The 21,833-nt window shown below is 66.5% G+C and carries 21 protein-coding genes and 1 pseudogene; 14 read left to right on the plus strand and 8 right to left on the minus strand.

Annotated features, from left to right (window positions below):
* Positions 1–338: pseudogene (locus tag VB672_RS17710) on the minus strand (hypothetical protein); the annotation flags it as partial.
* Positions 339–534: 196 nt separating this feature from the next.
* Between VB672_RS17710 and recO the strand changes: the two are divergent.
* Together recO and parC are read left to right on the plus strand one after the other, a co-directional pair.
* On the plus strand, positions 535–1,266 hold the full coding sequence (gene recO, locus VB672_RS17715) for a DNA repair protein RecO (protein ID WP_329785531.1): 732 nt from the start codon (positions 535–537) through the stop codon (positions 1,264–1,266).
* Positions 1,267–1,332: 66 nt separating this feature from the next.
* On the plus strand, positions 1,333–3,579 hold the full coding sequence (parC, locus tag VB672_RS17720) for a DNA topoisomerase IV subunit A (protein WP_329785532.1): 2,247 nt from the start codon (positions 1,333–1,335) through the stop codon (positions 3,577–3,579).
* Between the two features lie 131 nt (positions 3,580–3,710).
* Here the strand turns inward: parC and wrbA are convergent, their stop codons facing one another.
* A complete protein-coding gene (wrbA, locus tag VB672_RS17725; protein WP_329785533.1) occupies positions 3,711–4,391 on the minus strand; it encodes an NAD(P)H:quinone oxidoreductase in 681 nt (226 codons plus the stop codon).
* 160 nt (positions 4,392–4,551) lie between these two features.
* Here wrbA and VB672_RS17730 point away from each other — a divergent pair, with 160 nt between their 5' ends.
* A complete protein-coding gene (locus VB672_RS17730; RefSeq protein ID WP_329785534.1) occupies positions 4,552–4,839 on the plus strand; it encodes a hypothetical protein in 288 nt (95 codons plus the stop codon).
* Positions 4,840–4,886: 47 nt separating this feature from the next.
* On the opposite strand, the gene VB672_RS17735 is transcribed toward VB672_RS17730, so the two are convergent.
* The 5 genes from VB672_RS17735 to hemB form a co-directional block, all read right to left on the minus strand.
* Complete coding sequence (locus VB672_RS17735; protein WP_329785535.1) at positions 4,887–5,633, minus strand: arginyltransferase; 747 nt, start codon at positions 5,631–5,633, stop codon at positions 4,887–4,889.
* A 347-nt stretch (positions 5,634–5,980) separates the two neighbouring features.
* Positions 5,981–6,463, minus strand: a complete 483-nt coding sequence (locus tag VB672_RS17740) for an RDD family protein (protein ID WP_329785536.1) — start codon at positions 6,461–6,463, stop codon at positions 5,981–5,983.
* A 10-nt stretch (positions 6,464–6,473) separates the two neighbouring features.
* Positions 6,474–7,715 (minus strand): threonine ammonia-lyase, encoded by a 1,242-nt coding sequence (locus VB672_RS17745; protein ID WP_329785537.1) that lies wholly within the window; start codon positions 7,713–7,715, stop codon positions 6,474–6,476.
* Between the two features lie 29 nt (positions 7,716–7,744).
* Positions 7,745–9,076, minus strand: a complete 1,332-nt coding sequence (locus tag VB672_RS17750; RefSeq protein ID WP_329785538.1) for a branched-chain amino acid ABC transporter permease — start codon at positions 9,074–9,076, stop codon at positions 7,745–7,747.
* Positions 9,077–9,343: 267 nt separating this feature from the next.
* Complete coding sequence (hemB, locus tag VB672_RS17755) at positions 9,344–10,387, minus strand: porphobilinogen synthase (RefSeq protein WP_329785539.1); 1,044 nt, start codon at positions 10,385–10,387, stop codon at positions 9,344–9,346.
* A gap of 316 nt (positions 10,388–10,703) precedes the next feature.
* Here hemB and VB672_RS17760 point away from each other — a divergent pair, with 316 nt between their 5' ends.
* From VB672_RS17760 to VB672_RS17770, 3 genes are all read left to right on the plus strand, one after another.
* Complete coding sequence (locus VB672_RS17760; protein ID WP_329785540.1) at positions 10,704–11,756, plus strand: enoyl-CoA hydratase/isomerase family protein; 1,053 nt, start codon at positions 10,704–10,706, stop codon at positions 11,754–11,756.
* Positions 11,756–12,217 carry a DUF6163 family protein gene (locus tag VB672_RS17765; protein ID WP_329785541.1) on the plus strand — a complete coding sequence of 154 codons (462 nt, stop codon included), beginning with the start codon at positions 11,756–11,758 and terminating at the stop codon, positions 12,215–12,217. Before VB672_RS17760 ends, VB672_RS17765 begins: the two co-directional genes overlap by 1 nt.
* A gap of 271 nt (positions 12,218–12,488) precedes the next feature.
* Entirely contained in the window at positions 12,489–13,760 is a 1,272-nt protein-coding gene (locus tag VB672_RS17770; protein WP_329785542.1) for a L,D-transpeptidase family protein, read from the plus strand.
* 133 nt (positions 13,761–13,893) lie between these two features.
* Here the strand turns inward: VB672_RS17770 and VB672_RS17775 are convergent, their stop codons facing one another.
* On the minus strand, positions 13,894–14,286 hold the full coding sequence (locus VB672_RS17775) for a GFA family protein (protein ID WP_329785543.1): 393 nt from the start codon (positions 14,284–14,286) through the stop codon (positions 13,894–13,896).
* 243 nt (positions 14,287–14,529) lie between these two features.
* Here VB672_RS17775 and glyA point away from each other — a divergent pair, with 243 nt between their 5' ends.
* The 8 genes from glyA to VB672_RS17815 all read left to right on the plus strand — a co-directional run bounded on the left by glyA (position 14,530) and on the right by VB672_RS17815 (position 21,787).
* The gene (glyA, locus tag VB672_RS17780) at positions 14,530–15,834 is read left to right on the plus strand and encodes a serine hydroxymethyltransferase (protein ID WP_329785544.1); all 1,305 of its coding nucleotides are present in this window, start codon (positions 14,530–14,532) and stop codon (positions 15,832–15,834) included.
* Between the two features lie 15 nt (positions 15,835–15,849).
* Positions 15,850–16,359, plus strand: a complete 510-nt coding sequence (gene nrdR, locus VB672_RS17785) for a transcriptional regulator NrdR (RefSeq protein WP_329785545.1) — start codon at positions 15,850–15,852, stop codon at positions 16,357–16,359.
* Between the two features lie 182 nt (positions 16,360–16,541).
* Positions 16,542–17,672: a bifunctional diaminohydroxyphosphoribosylaminopyrimidine deaminase/5-amino-6-(5-phosphoribosylamino)uracil reductase RibD gene (gene ribD, locus VB672_RS17790; RefSeq protein ID WP_329785703.1), complete on the plus strand. Its 1,131-nt coding sequence runs from the start codon at positions 16,542–16,544 to the stop codon at positions 17,670–17,672.
* Positions 17,672–18,307 (plus strand): riboflavin synthase, encoded by a 636-nt coding sequence (locus tag VB672_RS17795; RefSeq protein WP_329785546.1) that lies wholly within the window; start codon positions 17,672–17,674, stop codon positions 18,305–18,307. The genes ribD and VB672_RS17795 overlap by 1 nt, the downstream gene beginning before the upstream one ends.
* A gap of 165 nt (positions 18,308–18,472) precedes the next feature.
* Positions 18,473–18,961, plus strand: coding sequence for a 6,7-dimethyl-8-ribityllumazine synthase (ribH, locus tag VB672_RS17800; protein ID WP_329785547.1), 489 nt, complete (start codon positions 18,473–18,475; stop codon positions 18,959–18,961).
* 2 nt (positions 18,962–18,963) lie between these two features.
* Complete coding sequence (gene nusB / locus VB672_RS17805; protein WP_329785548.1) at positions 18,964–19,446, plus strand: transcription antitermination factor NusB; 483 nt, start codon at positions 18,964–18,966, stop codon at positions 19,444–19,446.
* Positions 19,447–19,596: 150 nt separating this feature from the next.
* Complete coding sequence (gene thiL, locus VB672_RS17810) at positions 19,597–20,583, plus strand: thiamine-phosphate kinase (RefSeq protein WP_329785549.1); 987 nt, start codon at positions 19,597–19,599, stop codon at positions 20,581–20,583.
* Positions 20,558–21,787, plus strand: a complete 1,230-nt coding sequence (locus VB672_RS17815; RefSeq protein ID WP_329785550.1) for an MFS transporter — start codon at positions 20,558–20,560, stop codon at positions 21,785–21,787. Before thiL ends, VB672_RS17815 begins: the two co-directional genes overlap by 26 nt.
* Positions 21,788–21,833 lie beyond the last annotated feature (46 nt).

The following is a 21,833-nucleotide window of genomic DNA, read 5'->3' on the forward strand; positions in this document are numbered from 1 at the left end:
GGTTCACGGCGGGGGCGCTGAGTCCCGGGGGCGTCGTCGGATCCCGGACCGCCGGGGCCTGCCCCGCGCGGCGGACGCTGACCGCGTTCCTCCGCGGCGCCGGGGGCACCCTGGTCCTGTCCGCCCTGCCGGCGCTCCTGTCCGGGGCGGCCGCCGCGTTCGCCATCCTGTCCCTGCCGCCGCTGGCGGGCTCCAGGCGGCAGCTCCTCATCGGTCGCGGGCCCGGCCTGGGCGACAACCAGGGGCGTTGCGGGTGCGGGCTGGAACGCCGACACGTGAGCCGGGAGCAGCATCAGGGGGAGCGCGGTGCTCGCAAGAAACAGACGGGAAAGCTTCATGATCCTCAATTCACCGTTGGGTACAGTTAAGTCATCGACAATGACAGGGTGCCGGATTGGTTCCGAAAACGCGGGATTCCGGTGCTGAAACAGAATTTTAGAAGTTCACGGATATCGTTGAGAAATATGGATGAATGCCGCCTGAATGCTTACATCTGGGGTTTGGGAAACACTCTCGCCGAAGGCAGCCGAACCGGTGCAATGGACAGATGAAGGCGTCGTTCTCGGCGTCCGCAAACATGGGGAAACGAGCGTCATCCTCGAGCTGATGTCCCGCGAGCACGGGCGCCATCTCGGTCTCGTCCATGGCGGCCGCTCGAAGAGCCTCCAGGCGGTTCTCCAGCCGGGGAACACCGTGCAGGCGACATGGCGCGCGAGGCTCGATGAGCATCTCGGGACCTTCCGGGTCGAGGGCCTGAAACTGCGGGCCGCGCGCCTCATGGACTCGTCCATGGCCCTCTACGGCCTGGCGACGCTGGCTCACCTGCTGCGCTACTTCCCGGAGCGGGACCCGCATTTCGCCCTCTACGAGACTCTGATCGTGCTGGTCGATCACTTGGACGATCCGGATCTCGCACCGGCCCTCTTCGTCCGGTTCGAGCTCGCCATGCTGACCGAGCTCGGCTTCGGCCTCGACCTGACCTCCTGCGCGGCCACCGGGACCGAGCGGAACCTGACCTATGTCTCACCGAGAAGCGGACGGGCCGTTTCCGCCGAGGCCGGTGAACCCTACAAGGACAGGCTCCTGAAGCTGCCGGGCTTCCTGATCGGCCAATCCCGCTCCAACCGGCCCGGCGAGGAGGAGATCCGGGCGGGATTTGCCCTGACCGATTTCTTCCTGCATCACAACGTCTTCGAGCCCCAGGGACAGAAGGCTCCGGAGGAGCGGGCGCGTTTCGTCGCACTGGCCACAGCTGGGGACGGATGAGCTTTGTTTCTGTTATGTTCTCTTTTCAGATGATAAGAAGCGATTCGCAATTGAGGATTTCGACGAATGGGTAAGCCGGTCAATCCGCCGTCAGGGGGCGAGATCGAGAACATCAATCTCAAGGACGCCCTGGAGGAGCGCTATCTCGCCTATGCGCTCTCCACCATCATGCACCGGGCGCTGCCGGACGCGCGCGACGGGCTGAAGCCCGTCCACCGCCGCATCCTGCACGCCATGCGCCTGCTGCGCCTCGATCCCCGGTCGGCGCCCAAGAAGTGCGCCCGCATCGTCGGCGACGTGATGGGTCAGTTCCACCCCCATGGCGACCAGTCGATCTACGATGCCCTGGTGCGCATGGCGCAGGATTTCGCCCAGCGCTATCCGCTGGCGGACGGGCAGGGCAATTTCGGCAATATCGACGGCGATAACGCGGCGGCCATGCGCTACACCGAGGCGCGCATGACCGAAGTCGCGCGGCTGCTGCTCGAAGGCATCGACGAGGACGCGGTCGATTTCCGCGAGACCTACGACCAGACCAACGAGGAGCCGGTGGTGCTCCCGGCGGCCTTCCCGAACCTGCTCGCCAACGGCTCGCAGGGCATCGCGGTCGGCATGGCGACCTCGATCCCGCCGCACAACGCGGCCGAACTCTGCGACGCGGCGCTGCATCTCATCGCGAAGCCGAACGCCACGTCCGAGCAGCTGATGCAGTTCGTGCCGGGCCCGGACCTGCCGACCGGCGGGATCATCGTCGACACGCCCTCCGCCATGGCCGAGACCTATCGCACGGGCCGCGGATCGTTCCGCGTGCGCGCCCGCTGGGCCAAGGAGGACCTTGGCCGCGGCAACTGGCAGATCGTCGTCACCGAGATCCCGTACTCGGTGCCGAAATCCCGCCTGATCGAGAAGATCGCCGAGCTCCTGCAGGAGAAGAAGCTGCCGCTGCTCGCCGACGTGCGCGATGAATCGGCCGAGGATATCCGCGTGGTGCTCGAGCCGCGGACCAAGACGGTCGATCCGATCATCCTGATGGAATCGCTCTTCAAGCTCACCGAGCTCGAGAGCCGCATTCCGATGAACGTGAACGTGCTCGCCGGCGGCAAGGTGCCGAAGGTCCTGAGCCTCGCGGAGTGCCTGCGCGAATGGCTCGACCACCGCCGCGAGGTGTTGATCCGCCGCTCGGGCTTCCGTCTCGCTGCCATCGACAGGCGTTTGGAGATCCTGGGTGGCCTGCTCATCGTCTATCTCGACCTCGACCGGGTCATCAAGATCATCCGCGAGGAGGACGAGCCCAAGGTCGAGCTGATGCGCGTCTTCAAGCTCACCGAGGTCCAGGCCAACGCCATCCTCGACACGCGCCTGCGTTCGCTGCGCAAGCTCGAGGAGATGGAGCTCAAGCGCGAGCAGAAGAACCTGCAGGACGAGAAGGCCAAGATCGAGGAGCTTCTCGGCTCCGAGAAGGTGCAGTGGAAGACGATCGCCGCCGAAATCAAGGAGGTCCGCAAGACCTTCGGACCCGAGACCGCGCTGGGCAAGCGCCGCACCTCCTTCGCCGAGGCGCCGGACACCTCCGACATCGACTTCGCGGAAGCCATGATCGAGCGCGAGCCGATCACGGTGATCGTATCCCAGAAGGGCTGGATCCGCGCCATGAAGGGCCACCAGGCCGATCTCTCGGGCGTGCAGTTCAAGGGCGACGATGCGCTGAAGGTCTCCTTTTTCGCCGAGACCACGTCCAAGATCGTCGTGGCGGCGGATAACGGGCGCTTCTTCACCCTCGACGCCTCCAAGCTCCCGGGAGGCCGTGGCTTCGGCGATCCGATCCGCCTCATGGTCGACCTGGAGGAGGGTGCCGACTTCATCGCGGCCTTCCCCTACAGGGCGGGCTCGAAGCTGCTGGTCGCGGCCACGGATGGGCGCGGCTTCGTGGTGCCCACCGACGAGATCACGGCGAACACCCGCAAGGGCAAGCAGATCCTCAATCTCGACGCGCCGGCCAAGATGGTGGTCTGCACCGAGGCCGAGGGCGATCACGTGGCGATCATCGGCGAGAACCGCAAGCTCCTCGTCTTCCCGGCCAAGCAGGTGCCGGAGATGACCCGCGGCAAGGGCGTGCGCCTCCAACGCTACAAGGACGGCGGCGTCTCCGACGCCAAGGTCTTCAAGCTCAAGGAGGGCCTGACCTGGAAGGACACCGCCGGCCGCACCTGGACGGTCGCCAAGGAGGACCTGCGCGACTGGATGGGCGACCGCACCGAAGCCGGCCGCCTGCCGCCGAAGGGCTTCCCGAAGTCGAACAAGTTCGGAGAGTGAGACTCGACGGGCGGTCGTTCCTGGTGGCTCCACCTTACGTCATGGCCGGCCTTGTGCCGGGCATCCCGATCCGTAGGGCGCGGCGCTTCAATCCATCGGGATCACCGGCACAAGGCCGGTGATGACGTGCGTCACGACTGACCCGCCGTCCCGCCCGTGGTCTCCGTTGGGTTGTTCATGTCCGGCGGCACGGGGCCGCGCTCGCCCGCTCCGCGTTCGAGCCGGGCTGCGATATCGGCCACATGCCGGCCCTGGAAGCGGGCGCCGCCGAGTTCGTTCTCGCTCGGCTGCCGCGAGCCGTCGCCGCCCGCGAGCGTCGTCGCCCCGTAGGGCGTGCCGCCGGATACCTCGTCCATCTTGGTCTGGCCCGGATAGGAATAGGGCAGGCCGACGATGACCATGCCGTGGTGCAGGAGCGTGGTGTGGAACGACGTGATGGTGGTCTCCTGTCCGCCATGCTGCGTGGCCGTCGAGGCGAAGACGCTGCCGACCTTGCCGATGAGCGCGCCCTTCACCCAGAGGCCGCCGGTCTGGTCGAGGAAGTTGCGCATCTGGGCGGCCATGTTGCCGTAGCGGGTCGGCGTGCCGAAGATGATGGCGTCGTAGTCGCCGAGCTCGTTCGGGTCGGCGATCGGCGCCTCCTGGTCGATCTTCAGGCCGGATTTGCGCGCGATCTCCTCCGGCACCAGTTCCGGCACGCGCTTCACCGTGACCTCGGCACCGGCGACGGAGCGGGCGCCCTCCGCGACGGCCTGCGCCATCGTCTCGATATGGCCGTAGGAGGAGTAGTAGAGGACCAGGATCTTGGCCATGGCGCACCTTCGTTCGCGGGAGGATTACGCAACGAACAAGGGGCAGGCGTGGTTGTTCCGAATTTATCCGATCCAGCCTCTCCGTTCGGAGGGCTCGGTTGCCAGGAACTTCCTTTAAGGCAGGGAGTGCTTCGACTGCCTTTTCGGAAAGGATGACCCGATGATCGTTCGCCTTTTATGGATTGCCGGACTCGCGTGCAGCTCGCTCTTCGTGGCCCCTGCGGCCATGGGTCAATCGCTGCCCCTCGGGTCGGTGATGAACGCGATCCGTTCGTCCCAGCCGGCACCCCAGCCCGGAACTCAGGCGCAGCAGCCGACGATGCAGCGCGGCAAGGCGGTGCAGCCGGGCGGAGCGGCGGCCAAAGGTCGGCCGAACGCGGGGACGTTCCGCCTGATGCGCAGCAAGAGCCGTCGCCTCTATGAGGGACGTTCGGAAGACAACGGCTGAGCCATGGCCGCGGGATCAAGCCCGGTCGGCGAGCCTGCAGGGCGGGCTCAGTCCGCCCGCACCCAGCCCTGCGCCATGAGCCGCTCCTGCGGCTTGAAACGGGCCTTGTATCCCATCTTCTTCGAGCCCTCGACCCAATAGCCGAGATAGAGATAGGGCAGGCCCATGGCCTTGGCGCGGCGGATATGGTCGAGGATCATGAAGGTGCCGAGGCTGCGATCCAGCATCTCCGGTTCGTAGAACGAATAGACCATGGAGAGGCCGTCGCTCATCTCGTCCGTGAGACTGACGGCGATCAGATCGCCCGAGCCCCGACCGGTGAGGCCGCTGTCGATCCCGCGCCGGCGATACTCGATCATCTTCGTGTCCACGTGGCTGTCCTCGACCATCATGGAATAGTCGAGCACCGTCATGTCGGCCATGCCGCCATCGGAGTGGCGCGTATCGACGTAGCGGCGGAAGAGCGAATATTGCTCCGATGTGGGACGGTTGGGCAGCGGGTTGCCGATCAGATCGGCATTGTCCTTCAGAACACGCCTCAGGTTGCCGGAGGGCTCGAACTCGTCCACGAGCACGCGGACCGACACGCAGGCGCGGCACGCGTCGCAGGCTGGCCGGTAGGCAATCGTCTGTGAGCGCCGGAAGCCGCCTTGAGTGAGAATTTCATTCAGCTCCCGGCCGCGTCGCCCCACGATGTGCGTGAAGACCTTGCGCTCCTCCTTGCCCGGCAGATAGGGGCACGCGGACGGGGAGGTGAGATAGAATTGCGGTGCGTCGCGGGGCTGGCTCGTCAATCGGGAAAGCCTTGTGGAGAAACCTTGAGCGCTTCGTCAACGCTCAAGGATAACATTGGTGTCGGCGACGTCCAGGAAAAGAGGGCGAATGTCACAGGCGTTTGATTTCGCGCGGCACAAGCCGCAGTGTCATCCCCGGCGCACGAAGGGCGGGAAGGGGATCCATGGCGATGAGCGTGTGTGCGGATTCCCTTCCTCTTCGCTGCGCTCCGACCGGGAATGACATCCTCCCCGTCATGGCCAACTCGGTGCGGGCCATCCCGATTGTTCGAGGCACAGCGTTCTTCGGATCAGGATCACGGGCACAAGGCCGGTGATGACGTGGGCGGGTTTTGAGATCCGATCCCTTACGCCCGCACGACCATCATGCCGGTGAGCAGGTCGCGGATGAAGCGCCGGTCGTCCCGGACGAAGCCGACGAGCACGTCGCAGGCCCAGAGCAGAAAGGTCGAGATCGCGACGTAGAAGAAGAGCGCGTGCACGGCGGCCGAGAGCGGCGAGACGCCTCTGCCGGTGCGCGGGTCGATCACGCGCAGGCCCATATAGCGCATGCCCACCGTCGCCTGCGAGGCGCCGCCGATCGTGACGGCGTTGTAGACGATGAAGATCAGGGCGGTGAGCGGCAGGGCGAAGAACAGCCCCCAGCCGAGACCGAGCGTGATGATCCCGAGGAAGAAGATGCCGATGGAGATCAGCACGACCCAGAGGGCGATCACGACCAGATCGATCAGATAGGCCCAGAAGCGCCGCGAGATCACGCCTTCCGTCATGCGGGTGTCCAGCGCGTAGGACGGATAGTTCAGCGTCGGCGGGTACGGTTGGTTGACCATCGTTCACTCCTCAGAAGGCGGTCTCGGGCAGGCTGCGGGATTCGATCCGCTGCGGTGCGAGCCCCTCCGCCGCAAGGGCCTCGAACACCTCCAATGTATGTGCTCGATCCCGCGTTTCGATAGTGATGTCGATGGAAACGCCCTTGGCCGGTACGTCCAGGAACAACCGGCCGTGGGAAACCTCCAGGATATTGGCCCCGAGACTGCCGAGAAGGCTTGCCACCCGGCCCAGGAAGCCCGGGCGGTCGTTGGACGTGATGCGGAAGGACGTGATCCGGTCGTCCCGTTCCAGTTCGCGCACCATCACGGAGGCCAGGATCCGTGCGTCGATGTTGCCGCCGCAGAGCACGAGCCCGACCCGCTTGCCCTGGAAGCGCCCGGGAGCCGCCATCATGGCCGCGAGGCCGGCCGCGCCGGCGCCCTCCGCCATCGTCCGCTGAAGCGTCGCATAGGCATTGACCGCGCGCTCGATCAGCGCCTCCTCGACGGGGATGATGTCGGACACCAGATCGCGCACGATGGGCAGGGGCAGCTGGCCTACGGTCTTCACCGCGATGCCTTCCGCCAGCGTGGCGCCGCCGATGGGCTGGTTCTCGCCCAGGATGGCATTGCGGAAGGAGGGGTAGAGGGCCGCTTCCACGCCGACGATCTCGATGGACGGTCTGATCGCCTTCGCGGCCACTGCGATCCCGGAGATGAGCCCGCCGCCGCCGATAGGAACGACGATCTGGTCGAGATCGGGAGCATCGGCGAGCATTTCGAGGGCGACCGTACCTTGGCCGGCCATGACCTTCGGGTCGTCATAGGGGTGGACGAAGACGAGCCCCTCCTGTTCGGCGATCTCACGGGCGCGGGCGGCGGATTCGTAGAGCGTCTCGCCTTCCAGGATGACGCGGGCGCCGTAGGAGCGGGTGTTCTCCGCCTTCACCAGCGGAGTGCCTTCCGGCATCACGATGGTGGCGGGGATGCCGAGGCGGCGTGCATGGTAGGCGACGGCCTGGGCGTGGTTGCCGGCCGACATGGCGATGACGCCGCGTCCGCGCTCGGCCGGCGCAAGGCTCTCCAGCTTGGTGGCGGCGCCGCGCTCCTTGAACGAGCCGGTGGGCTGCATGTTCTCGTGCTTCACGAACACGGTCGCGCCGGTGAGCTGCGACAGGCGAGGGGCGGGCACGAGGGGCGTTCGCAGGACCTCGCCCTGAATGGTCTCCGCCGCGCGCTTCACGTCCTCGATGGTGATGGCGTATTCGGCCACGTGGTCCTCCGGATTCTTATTGTACACCCTTAAACGGGTCGTGGTGTCGGATCCCTGAATCCCAGCAGGCCGCCGGGCCGAAAGATCAGAAAGACCACCAGGGCCGCGTAAAGAGCCATATCGCGTATCTCGATGGGGAGATACGCCGACCAGAGGGTTTCGAACAAGCCTACGGCGAAGCCTCCGAGCATCGCGCCGGGGATGGAGCCGATGCCGCCGATGATGGCGGCGATCAGCGCCTTGAGACCGTACTGGAAGCCACCGGCGAAGCCGAGGCCGCCGTATTGCGCGACGATCAGCATGCCCGAGAGCCCGGCCATGGCTCCGGCGAGCGCCAGGGTCTGGACGAGGAGGCGAGGGCCGTTGACGCCCATGAGGGCCGCGGCATGGGCATCGTCCGCATAAGCCCGCCACGCCCGCCCGAACCGCGTGACCTGAACGAGCCAGAGGAGGCCGAGGGCCGCCAGGAGACCGATGCCGGCCGTAATCACGGTGATCGGCGTCAGGCTGACGATGAACTCGCCCGCCCGGACGAGGGGCCAGGCCTGCGACCAGATCGGCGGCAGCCAGACCGTCACCGGACTTTGCGCGAGGCGCAGGTATTCCATCAGGAAGAGCGAGAACCCGACCGTCGCGATTAGGCTCGGCTGCGGGCTGGCGCTGACGATCCGGCCGATGGTGAAGTACCCGCCGACGGCGCCGTGGATGGCGCCTGCGAACATCGATGCGGCGAGACCGGCCGCCAGGCCGAGGACGGGGGCGCTCGCGCCGGAACTCAGCACGATAGACGCCCCTGCGATCGTCGCGGCGGAGCCGACCGCCGCCAGCTCCCCGAACGCCAGATTGATCCGCCCGCTCAGGCCGAAGACGAGCGCGAAGGCGACGGAGAGCAGGGCATAGATGGCGGTTCGCGGCAGGCTCACCAGGATCTGCTGCAGCCAATAGGCGGCGTCTCGGGGGATTTCGAGCACGTCGGCGCCGATCCGACTGCCGGGATCGCCAGCGGTTCCCTCGGGCGTCTCGAGATAATAGCGCTTCAGGAGATAGAGGCTGGCGCCCGAGACCGGGCCCAGTTCGGTTGCAAGACCCGTCAGCTCCGCCTTGTTCGGCGAGAGCCCCTCGGCGACGAACTGACAGATTGCGTAGCGTTCGAGTACCGGGCGGCCCGGGTACCGCGCCAGATAGTCGACCCGCAGGCTCCGCGGGACGGGACCTGTCTGGATGCGCTCCACGGTGATCGCCGCACCGGAATTGAGCGCCGGAAGGGTGGAGCGGCAGACCCGCGCCTGCTCGGCGTCGATGGAGATGCTGCAGGCCGGCAAAAGGCTGAAGGCCAGCAGGCAGGCGGCCAAGCGCACCACTGTAAGAATCGAGCCTGTACGGAGCCACGTGGAGAATGTCGGGGCGCTTTTTCCCTCCCCATTGTGGGGAGGGAAAAAGGGTGGGGGTGTGAGCGATAACCTATGAGGCTCTGGCGCCGGCACCCCCACCTCCAACTCATCCCCACAAGGGGGAGGAGGGCTGGGCGCGTGTTTGACCGATCTCCGCTCAGTCACACTCACTTCCTGGGCCAGTCTCTGAGGAGTGATGAGCCTGACACGGGGTGAGCCCTCAATTGTGATCGAGCGTCAGCCCTGGTTCTTCAGCTTTTCCGCGACCCGGGGGGCGAAGTAGGTGAGGATGCCGTCCGCGCCTGCACGCTTGAAGGCCAGGAGGCTCTCCATCATCGCCCTTTCTCCGTCGATCCAGCCGTTCCCGGCCGCGGCCTGGATCATGGCATACTCGCCGGAGACTTGGTAGGCGAAGGTTGGCACGGCGAAGCTGTCCTTCACCCGCCGGACGACGTCGAGATAAGGCATGCCGGGCTTGACCATGATCATGTCCGCGCCCTCCTCGAGATCGAGCGCCACTTCGCGCAGGGCCTCGTCGGAATTGGCCGGGTCCATCTGATAGGTGCGCTTGTCGCCGACGAGGCACGCGCTGGTGCCGATGGCGTCCCGGAACGGGCCATAGAAGGCGGAGGCGTATTTCGCCGCATAGGCCATGATCTGCACGTCCTGGAACCCGGCGGCGTCGAGGCCTTCGCGGATGGCCGCCACGCGCCCGTCCATCATGTCGGACGGGGCTATGATGTCGGCGCCGGCCTCGGCCTGGAGCACCGCCTGGCGCACGAGCAGGGCGACGGTCTCGTCGTTGAGGATGCGCTCGCCGTCCATCACGCCGTCATGGCCATGGCTGGTATAGGGATCGAGCGCCACGTCGCAGATGATGCCGATATTCGGCACGGCTTGCTTGATCTCGCGGACGGTGCGGCACACCAGGTTGCGGCCGTTGAGGGATTCCGACCCGGCCGGATCGCGCAAGGAGGGATCCGTATAGGGAAAGAGCGCGATGGCCGGGATCTTGAGGGATGCCGCCCGCTCGGCCTCGCGCACCGCCTCGCCGATGGTGAGACGCTCGACGCCCGGCATGGACGCGACCGGGTGGCGGCCGCTGGTGCCCTCCACGAGGAAGATCGGCCAGATAAGATCGTTGACGGTCAGCACGTTCTCCTGCACGAGCCGCCGCGACCACTCGGCCTTGCGGTTGCGCCGCAGGCGGTGGGACAGGTTCAGGGAGGAAGTGGGAGCTTCGTCCGAGGTGCGGCGGGGGAACGGCGACAGTTTCGACATCATCCTCATCCAGAGCCGGCTTCGATGCGCCGGCCGATGCCTGAGAGGGTTAGCACATTTAAAACGCTCTAAAAAAGGGTTCGAGGTCGCACATTGGCCCGATCCATGTGAAATTGGCCTCAACCCAGCCATGCATTGACGGCTGGACCATAGCGTCATCCTCGGCGAGCCGAAGGCGAGGGAAGAGGATCCATGGCGCCGAGCGCGCGGGTGGATTCCCTTCCCCTCCGCTGCGCTTCGGCCGGGAATGACACCGTGTCCATTGACGGCTGGCCGCAGCCTTGTTTTAAGCCGGACCGAGATGAAGGAGTGTTTCATGGACGAGAGCGTCGAGGTGCTCTGCGAGAGGCGGGGCGAAGCGGGACTCATCACGCTCAACCGTCCGAAGGCGCTCAATGCCCTGACGCTCGCCATGGTGCGCGAGATGCGCCGGGCGCTCGATTCGTGGACGCAGGACCCGGCCGTGACGCGGATCGTCGTCCAGGGAGCGGGCGAGAAGGCCTTCTGCGCTGGCGGCGATATTCGCCAACTCACGGAGGACCTCAAGGCCGGCCGGCGCGAAGAGGCGCTCGCCTTCTGGCGCGAGGAATACCAGCTCAACATCCGGATCAAGCGCTACCCGAAGCCGTACGTCGCCCTCGTCGACGGGATCTGCATGGGCGGCGGGGTCGGCGTGTCCCTGCACGGCACCCATCGGGTGGCGGGCGACCGCTACCTCTTCGCCATGCCCGAGGTCGGAATCGGCTTCTTCCCCGACGTGGGCGCCACCTATGCGCTGCCGCGCCTGCCGGGGCAGACGGGCATGTATCTCGCGCTGACGGGGGAGCGGGTGAAGCGGGCCGATGCCCTGATGCTGGGCCTAGCGACCCATGCGGTGCCGAGCGGCAACATCGAAGATCTGCGCGAGGCGCTCGTCGGCGGAGACCCGGTCGAAGTGACTCTCTCCCGGGTTGCTGCGGATCCTGGTCCGGCTCCCCTGGAGGTCGAGCGGGAGATCATCGATTCCTGCTTTTCCGGCGAGAGCGTGGCCGAGATCCTGGCCCGCCTCGACCGGGCGGCCGGAAACGGCTCCGACTTCGCCGCGAAGACCGCCGCGACGATGCGCACGAAGTCGCCCACCAGCATGAACCTGGCCTTCGAGCAGGTGCGCCGGGGCGCGGCCCTGGAGTTCGAGGAGGCCATGCGAACCGAGTTCCGCATCGTTTCGCGGATCGGCGATGGCCACGACTTTCACGAGGGCGTGCGGGCGGTCCTGATCGACAAGGACAACCAGCCCCGCTGGCGGCCCGCCTCCCTGGCCGAGGTGGATGCGGCGGCGATCGAGCGGCATTTTGCCAGCCTGGGCGACCGGGACCTGGAGGTCGCCTGATGGCACGCAACGGCAGCCCGACCCCATCCTCCCCGGCCGCCCGGGAATACCTATCCGACCGGATCGAGGAGCGTCCCGTCGCCAGCTCGGTCATGCGCTGGAGCTTCGTGCTCACCTGGTTCATGCGGGTCCTGGCGATCCTCTGGATCATGAAGGGCCTGAGCGCCTGGGCGGTGATCCTCGGCATCTGGACGCCGGTGGGCCAGTTCGAGGCCCGCTCCACGGGCTACCAGGCCACGGTGATCTACTTCGCCCTGATCGACCTGGTCGCGGCGGTCGGCCTGTGGATGGCCAGCACCTGGGGCGGGATCATGTGGCTGCTCGCCGTCATGAGCCACCTGATTCTGGCTGCCTTCTTCCCGGGAATCGTCTCAAGCGGCGTCATGACGGTGGCGTTCTTCCTGACCCTGATCGCGGTTTATCTCGGCATCTCTTGGCTGGCCGCCCAAGAGAACCATTGAGAAAACCACTGATCGAGCGAGTTCTGCCAAGCTCCTCACGCAGAAGTGTATCCTCAAGAGCACAGTTCAAAGTTACATAGGCTCCGAAGGCGTTTACGAGTCACCAGGAGCATCAGGCAGGCGGGTTTGCCATAAATCGGCCCCGATGTTCCTCGTTTTCGATACCGTTCTTTAATTCTATCCCGGCACTTATCGCTGGGAAGGGGGCTGTTGCGGACGCCCGTCCGCTGCTCCCATGATCGCAACATCTAACCGGGAAGAGCCTGCGCTCATGTTCTCTCGCCGTACCCTCCTGACCGGATCGCTCGCCCTGATCTTCACGCCGGCTACCGGAGCCCTGGCCCAGCAGTTCGCCCAGAGCCAGGCCGAGTGGTCGCAGAACTACGAGGCGGTGTCCCGCACCCGCGTGCAGCGCACATCGACCCCGATGCTGTCGGCGGAGGCGCTCGCCGCCACCGAGCAGATGATCGAGTACTACCGCAACATCGCGGCCCGCGGCGGCTGGCAGCCTGTGCAGGGCGTCCAGGGCCTGCGTGTCGGCTCCAAGAGCCCGGCCGTCATGGCCCTGCGCCAGCGCCTCATCATCACCGGCGACCTCGATCAGGCCGCCGGCGAATCGCCGATCTTCGATTCCTACGTCGAGGCCGCCGTCCGCCGGTTCCAGGCCCGCCATGGCATCAGCTCCACCGGGACCATCACGGCCCCGACGGTGGCCGCCATGAACGTGCCGGTCGAGATGCGCATCCGCCAGCTCGAGATCAACGTGGCCCGCCTGCGGACCCTCGTCGGCAGCGGTCTTCCCAACCGCTACGCTGTCGCCAACATCCCGGCCGCTCTCGTGGAGACGGTGGAGGGCGGCGTCGTCCACACCCGCCACGCCGCCGGCGTCGGCAAGATCGACCGCCAGTCGCCGCTCCTGAACTCCAAGGTGGTCGAGGTCAACTTCAACCCGTTCTGGACGGCTCCCGCCTCGGTGGTGAAGAAGGACCTCATCCCGAAGATGCAGAAGGAGCCGAACTACCTGGCCGAGAACCGGATCCGCATCTTCAACGCGGCCGGCCAGGAGGTTCCCTCCAGCCAGATCAACTGGTTCTCGGACGAGGCGACCCGCTACCGCTTCCGCCAGGATCCGGGCGGCGACCTGAACTCCATGGGCTTCGTGCGCATCAACATCCCGAACCAGCACGGGGTCTACATGCACGACACGCCCTCCAAGGGCATCTTCGGCGACGATTTCCGCTTCGTCTCCTCGGGCTGCATCCGCATCCAGAACGTGCGCGACTACATCGAGTGGCTCCTGAAGGACACCCCCGGCTGGTCCCGCGAGCAGATCGACGCGACCTTCAAGTCCGGCGAGCGCATCGACGCCCGCCTGGCGCAGCCGGTGCCGATCCACTGGATCTACATGACGGCCTGGGCGACCCCGGACGGCCTCGTCCAGTTCCGCGACGACATCTACAACAAGGACGGCCTCGGCAACGCCATCCCGGTCGCCAGCCGCACCCCGACCGAGCCGGACGAAGAGATGTTCCTGCAGAACTGAGGTTCTGAGCGAACTCCGTTCCAATCGTTACGTCATCACCGGCCCAGTGCCGGTGATTTCGTTTCGACGGAGCGCAGCGCTCTTCCGATCGCGGCCGGCAGGAGCGACGGCGCCTTCGCGCTGCTCGTGCCGACTAATCCTCAGAGCGACCCGTGTGGTCGCGATCACGGTCGTACCGCCGCTTGAGCGGAAACGGCGGCAGCCAGGACTCGCGACGGACGGTCCAGCTTTCATAGGTGGGCTTCAACTGGTCGGGAGCGTCCAGGGAGCCCAGGTGCACCTCGATTTCGTCCGCGGTGCGCGAGAAGACGGACGAGCCGCAGCGGGGACAGAAGAACCGCCCGGCATAGTCGCGGGTTTCGCCGTCGACCGCTACTGCATCCTGAGGAAAGATCGCCGAGGCGGAAAAAACGGCCCCGTGATGCTTGCGGCAGTCGAGACAATGACACAGGCCGACCCGGTACGGACGACCCGACGCCACGATCCGGACGTTGCCGCACAGGCAACCGCCGGTGAACCGGTCCATGCTGCGTCTCCTCGGAAAGCAAGCGGTAGAATTGGTTACAACGGCCGGCACCGTCAGGGCAATTGCCCGTCGGGGGTCCTGACCTGGAGCGTCGACGTTCCTTCGAGCTGTTGCAATTCCACGACCTCGGAGGCATGTCTCAAGCGTGGGTTGGCTCCCTTGAGCCAGCCATGATAAAGGCCTGGGCACATTCGGATCGAGCGGCCGGTTCCTGCCGGGCTCACAGGAAGGCGAGGGTTATCCATGAGCGCGAGTGAAGCGGCAAGCAGCCATCTCTCCAACAGCTTTTTCTCGGCGAGCCTCGCCGACAGCGATCCCGAGATCGCCCGCGCCATCGGGCTCGAACTCGGCCGCCAGCGCGACGAGATCGAACTGATCGCCTCCGAGAACATCGTGTCCCGCGCCGTCCTGGAGGCTCAAGGGTCGGTGATGACCAACAAGTACGCGGAAGGCTATCCGGGCCGCCGCTACTACGGCGGCTGCCAGTTCGTCGACATGGCCGAGGAGCTCGCCATCGAGCGCGCCAAGCGCCTCTTCGACTGCCGGTTCGCCAACGTGCAGGCCAATTCCGGCTCCCAGGCCAACCAGGCGGTGTTCATGGCCCTCATGAAGCCCGGCGACACCTTCATGGGGCTCGATCTCGCCTGCGGCGGCCACCTGACCCACGGCTCGCCCGTGAACATGTCCGGCAAGTGGTTCAACGTGGTGAGCTACAAGGTGCGCGAGACCGACCAGATCATCGACATGGACGAGGTCGCGGAACTCGCCCGCACCCACAGGCCGAAGGTGATCGTCGCCGGCGGCTCGGCCTATTCCCGCTTCTGGGACTTCGCCCGCTTCCGCGAGATCGCCGACGAGGTCGGGGCCTTCTTCATGGTCGACATCGCCCACTTCGCCGGCCTCGTGGCCGGCGGCGCCCATCCGTCACCGTTTCCGCATGCCCACGTGGTCACCACCACCACCCATAAGACCCTGCGCGGCCCTCGCGGCGGCATGATCCTCACCAATGACGAGGACATCGCCAAGAAGGTGAATTCCGCGATCTTCCCTGGCCTGCAGGGCGGCCCGCTCATGCACGTGATCGCGGCGAAAGCGGTTGCCTTCGGCGAGGCCCTGCGCCCCGAGTTCAAGCTCTACGCCCGTTCGGTGGCCGACAACGCCAAGGTGCTGGCCGACACCATGTTGGCCGGCGGCTACGCCATCGTGGCCGGCGGCACGGACAACCACCTGATGCTGGTCGACCTGCGCCCGAAGAAGCTCACCGGCAAGGCGGCCGAGGCTGCTCTGGGCCGCGCCCACATCACCTGCAACAAGAACGGCGTGCCCTTCGATCCCGAGAAGCCGATGGTCACCTCCGGCATCCGCCTCGGGACGCCGGCCGCCACCTCGCGCGGCTTCGGCGTGGCCGAGTTCAAGCGGGTGGGCGAGCTGATCGTCGAGACCCTGGACGGGCTCGCCAAGCACGGCGAGGAGGCCAATGCCTCGGTCGAGGAATCGGTCAAGGGCCGCGTCCACGAGCTGACGCGCCGGTTCCCGATCTACGCCTGAGGTTTAGGCCGATCCATGCGTTGCCCCTATTGCGGGAGCCTGGACACCCAGGTGAAGGATTCCCGCCCCACGGACGATTCCTCGTCCATCCGCCGTCGCCGCATCTGCCCGGATTGCGGCGGCCGCTTCACGACCTTCGAGCGCGTGCAGCTGCGTGAACTCACGGTGCTGAAGCGCTCCGGCCGGCGGGTGCCGTTCGACCGGGACAAGCTGCAGCAATCGGTCGAGGTCGCGCTGCGCAAGCGTCCCGTGGATCCGGAGCGGGTGGAGCGGATGATCAACGGCATCGTGCGCCAGCTCGAGAGCATGAGCGACGGCGAGGTGCCGAGCGAGACGGTGGGTGAGCTCGTCATGGAGGGCCTGAAGGGTCTCGACGACGTCGCCTATGTGCGCTTCGCCTCCGTCTACAAGAACTTCCGTGAGGCCAAGGACTTCGAGGAGATCCTTGGCAAGTTGGCCGAAGGGGAGGGTGAGGACGACCTGCCGCCTCCGCCGAAGAAGAAGCGCGCGCCGAGCGAGCAATGAGCGACCCCGGCGTGAACGGACGGCCGCCTGACCGGATGTCTCAGGATCCGGCCGGTAAAGAATGTAGCGCGTGTTTCCCTCCCCCTTGTGGGGAGGGTCAGGGTGGGGGTGTGAGCGCCGTTTCGTCAGAAGGTCACGCTGACACCCCCACCTCCAACTCCTCCCCACAAGGGGGAGGAGGGCTGCTTAGGCTTCTTGCGCCAGACCATCAAGACGAGCGCTTCATGCGCCTGGCCGTGGCGCTCGGCGAGCGCAACCTCGGGCTCACCTGGCCCAACCCTTCGGTCGGCGCCGTGCTGGTGGACGAGAGCGGCGAAGCGCCGGTCATCCTGAGCCAAGGCGTCACCCAGCCGGGCGGTAGGCCCCATGCCGAACGGATCGCCCTAGAAACGGCTGGAGGAAGGTCCAAAGGCGCTACGCTCTACGTGACCCTCGAGCCCTGTGCCGCCCGAAGCAGCAGCCATCACGGCCCGTCCTGCACGGATCTCATCGTCGCGGCCGGAATCGGCCGGCTGGTGGTCGGCGTGCCCGACCCGAGTCCCTTCGCTGCCGGTCAGGGCCCGGAGCGCTTCGGCCGCGCGGGAATTCCGACAGCCGTCGGCTGCCTTGCTGCGGAAGGAGCCAGGCTCCATCGAGGCCACAGCACCCGCATCTTGAAGGGACGTCCGGCGGTCACGGTGAAGCTCGCGCGCAGCACTGAGGGGTTCGCCGGCTCGCGACAGGGGCCCCGCCTGATGCTCACGGGCGAGATCGCCAACGGGAAGGTCCACCTGATGCGCGTCCATGCGGATGCGATCATGGTCGGAGTCGGCACCGTTCTCGCCGACGATCCGCTTCTGAACGTCCGCCTGCCGGGCCTGGAGGCCCGCTCGCCGGTGCGCATCGTCGTCGATTCTCATCTGCGAACGCCCCCGAGCGCCCGGGTAGCCGCCGGGGCACGGGAGATTCCGACCTGGATCCTGACGACCGTTAATGCACCGGTCGACGCCGAGCGGACTCTGACCGCGCTTGGTGTCGAGGTTCTGCGGGTTTCGGCCGACGAGAGCGGACATGTCGCTCTGGAAGAAGCAATGCAGCTTCTCGGCACGCGCGGGCTCACCCGCGTCTTCTGCGAAGGCGGGCCCGGACTCGCGGATGCGCTGGCGAAGGCCGACCTTGTCGATGAACTGGTCCTGATCACCGGCCGCTCGGCCCGGGGGCAAGGCGATGTGCCGGCGCTCGGCCTGGCCCTGCAGGACCGGATGGATTTTCTGAATGCCTGGGCCGAGGAGCAGACCGGCCCTGATCTTTTCATGTTTTGGGAGAGACCCTGATGTTTACGGGTATCGTCACCGATCTCGGTGAGATCGCAACCGCCGAGGGGGCTCAGGGAACCCTGAAGCGCCTGCGTGTTCATTCGTCCTACGACCCCGCCACCATTGCGCTGGGCGCCTCCATCGCCTGCGGCGGGCCGTGCCTGACCGTGGTGGCGGTCGGCCCGCGCGAGGGCGGCTGCTGGTTCGACGTGGATGCCGCAGCCGAAACGCTCGACCGCACCACCGTGGGCGAATGGGCGGCCGGAACCAGGGTCAATCTGGAGCGCTCCCTGAAGATCGGCGACGAGCTCGGCGGCCATATCGTGACCGGGCACGTGGACGGCATCGCCACCATCGTGGCCAAGGAATCGATCACCGGCGGCGACGATCCCTGGGGGCCGACGGCCCGCTTCACCATCAAGGCGCCGCACGCGCTGGCACCGTTCATCGCGGAAAAAGGTTCGGTGTGCCTCGACGGCACGTCGCTCACCGTGAACTCGGTGAACGACGACATGTTCTCCGTGCTGATCATCCCGCACACGCTCGCCGTCACCACCTGGGGCGACCGGCAGGTGGGCGACCGGCTCAACCTCGAGGTCGATCTCATGGCCCGCTATGCCGCGCGGCTTGCGGATGCGCGCCGGGCGGAGTAGGGACTTTCAACTTTCCTCAACAAAGCCCTCATCCTGAGGAGGCTGCGCAGCGGCCGTCTCGAAGGACGAGGGCATTTCCAGTGCTCTCTGGAACCTCCTTCGAGACGCAGCTTCGCTGCTCCTCAGGATGAGGGCAGAGGCATTTTCGAATCAGAACGGTCCACTATGGTCGCGCCTTCCGACAAGCCGAAAAGCCCCCGTCCGCCGGTCCCCGGCGCCCGCATCCTGGTCGTCGAGGCCCGCTTCTACGACGACATCGCCGACGAGCTTCTGCGCGGTGCGCAGCTCGCCGTCGAGGCGGCGCAGGCCACCATGGACCTGCTGACCCTGGACGGCGCGCTCGAAATTCCGGCCACCATCGCGATCGCGCTCGATGCCGCCGCGAAGGCGGGCAAGCCCTACGACGCCGTCGTGGCGCTGGGCTGCGTGATCCGCGGCGAGACCGGCCATTACGACATCGTGGCGGGCGAGAGCGCCCGCGCCCTCATGGACCTCTCCGTCGCGCGCCGCATCCCGCTAGCCAACGGCATTCTCACGGTCGAGAATGAGCAGCAGGCCTGGACCCGGGCGAGCGTGAATGAATTGAATAAGGGCGGTGGAGCAGTCGATGCGGCTCTGGCCGTCCTGCGCATCAAGAAGAAACTGGAGGCCTGATCATGACGAAGCCAGCAGAGCGCTCGGCTGCTCGCCTCGCTGCCGTCCAGGCGCTCTACCAGATGGACGTGTCGGGCAAGACCGTGCTCGATGCCCTCGCCGAGTTCGAAGCCTTCTGGATCGGCCGCGAGGTCGAAGGCATCGAGTTCCAGCCCTCGGACAACGCCTTCTTCCGCGACATCCTCTCGGGCGTGGTCAAGAACCAGCGCGAGATCGACGTGATGATCGACAATGCGCTCGCCACCGACTGGCCACTCAAGCGGGTCGAGGCGGTGCTGCGCGCCATCCTGCGCGCAGGCGGCTATGAGCTGATGTTCCGCAAGGACGTGCCGGCCCGTGTTGTCATCACGGAATACGTGGACGTGACCCACGGCTTCTACGGCGAGGACGAGCCGGGCCTCGTGAACGCGGTGCTCGACAAGGTCGCCCGCGAGGTCCGCCCCGGCGAGCTCGAGAAGAAGGCCGGCGGCCAGGGGAAACGCTAGAACGCATTCGCAACGGTCAGGGGACTCTCCTCCCCCTTGTGGGGAGGAGTTGGAGGTGGGGGTGCCGGCGCCAGAGCCTGATAAGTTATCGCTCACACCCCCACCCTCGATCCCTCCCCACAAGGGGGAGGGAAGGAGCTGCGCCTGCCTATGAGTGTGCAACGCCCCTCGGAAGACAGCCTGATCGCGCGCTTCTTCGCCCCCATTGCTGGCGAGGGCGCCCTTGGCCTCAAGGACGATGCCGCCCGCCTCAGCCCTAGGCCGGGTCACGACCTCGTCCTCACCGTCGACGCGTTGGTGGAGCGGGTCCATTTCCTGCCCGAGGATGCTCCCGGGTCCATCGCCCGCAAGGCGCTCGGCGTGAACGTTTCGGATCTCGCCGCTAAGGGCGCCGCACCGGCCGGCTTTCTGCTCAGCCTCGCCCTGCCGGACGACTGGACGGAGAACTGGCTCGCCGATTTCGCAGCGGGCCTCGGCGAGGCATCCCGGGATTTCGCCTGTCCCCTCCTCGGCGGCGATACCGTGAAGGCGAGGGGGCCGCTGACCCTGTCGGTCACCGCCGTCGGCGAAGTGCCGACAGGCCGAATGGTCCGGCGCACGACGGCCCGGGCCGGCGAGCTCGTCTGCGTCACCGGCACCATCGGCGATGCGGCCCTCGGCCTGAAGCTCCGTTCCGCTCCGGCCTGGGCCCAATCCCTGTCGCCCGAGGACCGAGCGCACCTGGCCGAACGCTATCTCCACCCGCGGCCGCGCCATCGCCTGGCAGGAGCCCTGCGCGACCACGCCAGCGCCGCCATGGACGTCTCGGATGGTCTGGCCGGCGATCTCGCCAAGATGATGCGGGCGAGCGGCGTCAGTGCCTTGATCGAAGCCGATCAGGTCCCGCTCTCGGCGGCGGCCGCGAAGGCGGTTGCAGATTCGCCGGACCTGCTCGATCTGGCGCTCACCGGCGGGGACGACTACGAAATTCTCTGCACCGTTCCGGAAAAGAATCTCGACAGCTTCCGGAAAGAGGCCGATAGGGTCGGCATCGCCCTGTCCGTCATCGGCCGAGTCGTCCCGGGACACGACCGGCCGGTCTTTCGGATGAACGGTCTCGAAAGACGCTACGATGTCGGCTCCTACCAGCATTTCTGACACTTCCCTCCAGGCGCCTTCCAGCGATGCCGTCGCCAAGCACAATGCTGTGGTCTTCGCGGTCGCCATGGCGTTGGGTGGCTCGAGTCCGGCCATCGTCGTATCCCTCGGCGGGCTCGTCGGTCAGGCGCTTGCATGGAACAGGGACCTCGCCACGCTCCCCGTCAGCCTGCTGAACCTCGGCTTGGCGCTCGGTACCATCCCGGCCGCCATGCTGATGCGCAAAGCCGGGCGGCGCATCGGCTACATCGTTGGCGCCGGCATCGGCCTCGCCGGCGGCTGCCTGGCCGCCTTCGGGATCGCGTCGTTCAGCTTCGCCCTGTTCTGCCTCGGGACCCTGATCATCGGCAGCTACGGCTCCTTCAACCAGAGCTACCGCTTCGCTGCCACCGATTCCGCCTCCGAGGCCTTCAAGCCCCGGGCGATCTCCTGGGTCATGACCGGAGGTCTGGTGGCCGGCGTCGTCGGGCCCCAGACGGTGATCTGGACCCGGGATGCGGTCCAGGCGGCGCCTTTCGCGGGGGCCTTCCTGGCGCAGGCGAGCCTGGCCCTGCTCTCGATGATCGCCGTGTCGTTCCTGCGGCCGGCTCCGATCAGCGTCACCTCGACGAAGGCGGCCGGTCGGCCCCTGATCGAGATCGTGCGCCAGCCCCGGTTCATCGTGGCGGCGGTCACGGGTCTGGTGTCCTACAGCCTCATGACCTTCATCATGACGGCAGCTCCGTTAGCGATGATCGGCTGCGGGCATTCCGTTGGGGCCGCGGCCCTCGGCATCCAATGGCATATCCTGGCCATGTTCGGACCGAGCTTCTTCACCGGTCGCCTGATCGGCCGATTCGGCAAGAGGCCGGTAACAGCCGCAGGTCTCGTGCTGATCGCCCTTTCGGCCCTGATCGGCCTGTCCGGCATCGGCATCGCGCATTTCTGGGCGGCGCTTATCCTCCTGGGACTCGGATGGAACTTCGGCTTCATCGGAGCCACCGCCCTGGTGACCGACTGCTACCGGCCGGAGGAACGTGCCAAGGTCCAGGCGGCCAACGACTTTCTCATCTTCGGCTCGGTGGCCATCGCATCCTTCTCGTCGGGCAAGCTCCTGAGCGCCGGCGGCTGGGAGAGCGTCAACTGGCTGGTCTTCCCACCCGTCGCCGTCGCGCTAGTTCTGCTAGCTTGGCAGCAGAGGACGAAGGCGATCGCACCCGCTTAAAGTATAAAGGCCTTCCTGTGAGTTGTGCCGGTAGGATTGTTGCGGA

This window comes from Microvirga sp. CF3016 (genome assembly GCF_036314085.1).
Taxonomy (GTDB): Bacteria; Pseudomonadota; Alphaproteobacteria; order Rhizobiales; family Beijerinckiaceae; genus Microvirga.

Coding starts and splice junctions, on each gene's coding strand:
- VB672_RS17795 (WP_329785546.1), top strand. CDS start 17,672: ATGTTTACGGGTATCGTCACCGATCTCGGTGAGATCGCAACCGCCGAG.
- parC (WP_329785532.1), top strand. CDS start 1,333: ATGGGTAAGCCGGTCAATCCGCCGTCAGGGGGCGAGATCGAGAACATC.
- VB672_RS17740 (WP_329785536.1), bottom strand. CDS start 6,463: ATGGTCAACCAACCGTACCCGCCGACGCTGAACTATCCGTCCTACGCG.
- VB672_RS17765 (WP_329785541.1), top strand. CDS start 11,756: ATGGCACGCAACGGCAGCCCGACCCCATCCTCCCCGGCCGCCCGGGAA.
- wrbA (WP_329785533.1), bottom strand. CDS start 4,391: ATGGCCAAGATCCTGGTCCTCTACTACTCCTCCTACGGCCATATCGAG.
- VB672_RS17760 (WP_329785540.1), top strand. CDS start 10,704: ATGGACGAGAGCGTCGAGGTGCTCTGCGAGAGGCGGGGCGAAGCGGGA.
- nrdR (WP_329785545.1), top strand. CDS start 15,850: ATGCGTTGCCCCTATTGCGGGAGCCTGGACACCCAGGTGAAGGATTCC.
- nusB (WP_329785548.1), top strand. CDS start 18,964: ATGACGAAGCCAGCAGAGCGCTCGGCTGCTCGCCTCGCTGCCGTCCAG.
- VB672_RS17730 (WP_329785534.1), top strand. CDS start 4,552: ATGATCGTTCGCCTTTTATGGATTGCCGGACTCGCGTGCAGCTCGCTC.
- VB672_RS17815 (WP_329785550.1), top strand. CDS start 20,558: ATGTCGGCTCCTACCAGCATTTCTGACACTTCCCTCCAGGCGCCTTCC.
- thiL (WP_329785549.1), top strand. CDS start 19,597: ATGAGTGTGCAACGCCCCTCGGAAGACAGCCTGATCGCGCGCTTCTTC.
- VB672_RS17770 (WP_329785542.1), top strand. CDS start 12,489: ATGTTCTCTCGCCGTACCCTCCTGACCGGATCGCTCGCCCTGATCTTC.
- hemB (WP_329785539.1), bottom strand. CDS start 10,387: ATGTCGAAACTGTCGCCGTTCCCCCGCCGCACCTCGGACGAAGCTCCC.
- glyA (WP_329785544.1), top strand. CDS start 14,530: ATGAGCGCGAGTGAAGCGGCAAGCAGCCATCTCTCCAACAGCTTTTTC.
- ribH (WP_329785547.1), top strand. CDS start 18,473: ATGGTCGCGCCTTCCGACAAGCCGAAAAGCCCCCGTCCGCCGGTCCCC.
- VB672_RS17775 (WP_329785543.1), bottom strand. CDS start 14,286: ATGGACCGGTTCACCGGCGGTTGCCTGTGCGGCAACGTCCGGATCGTG.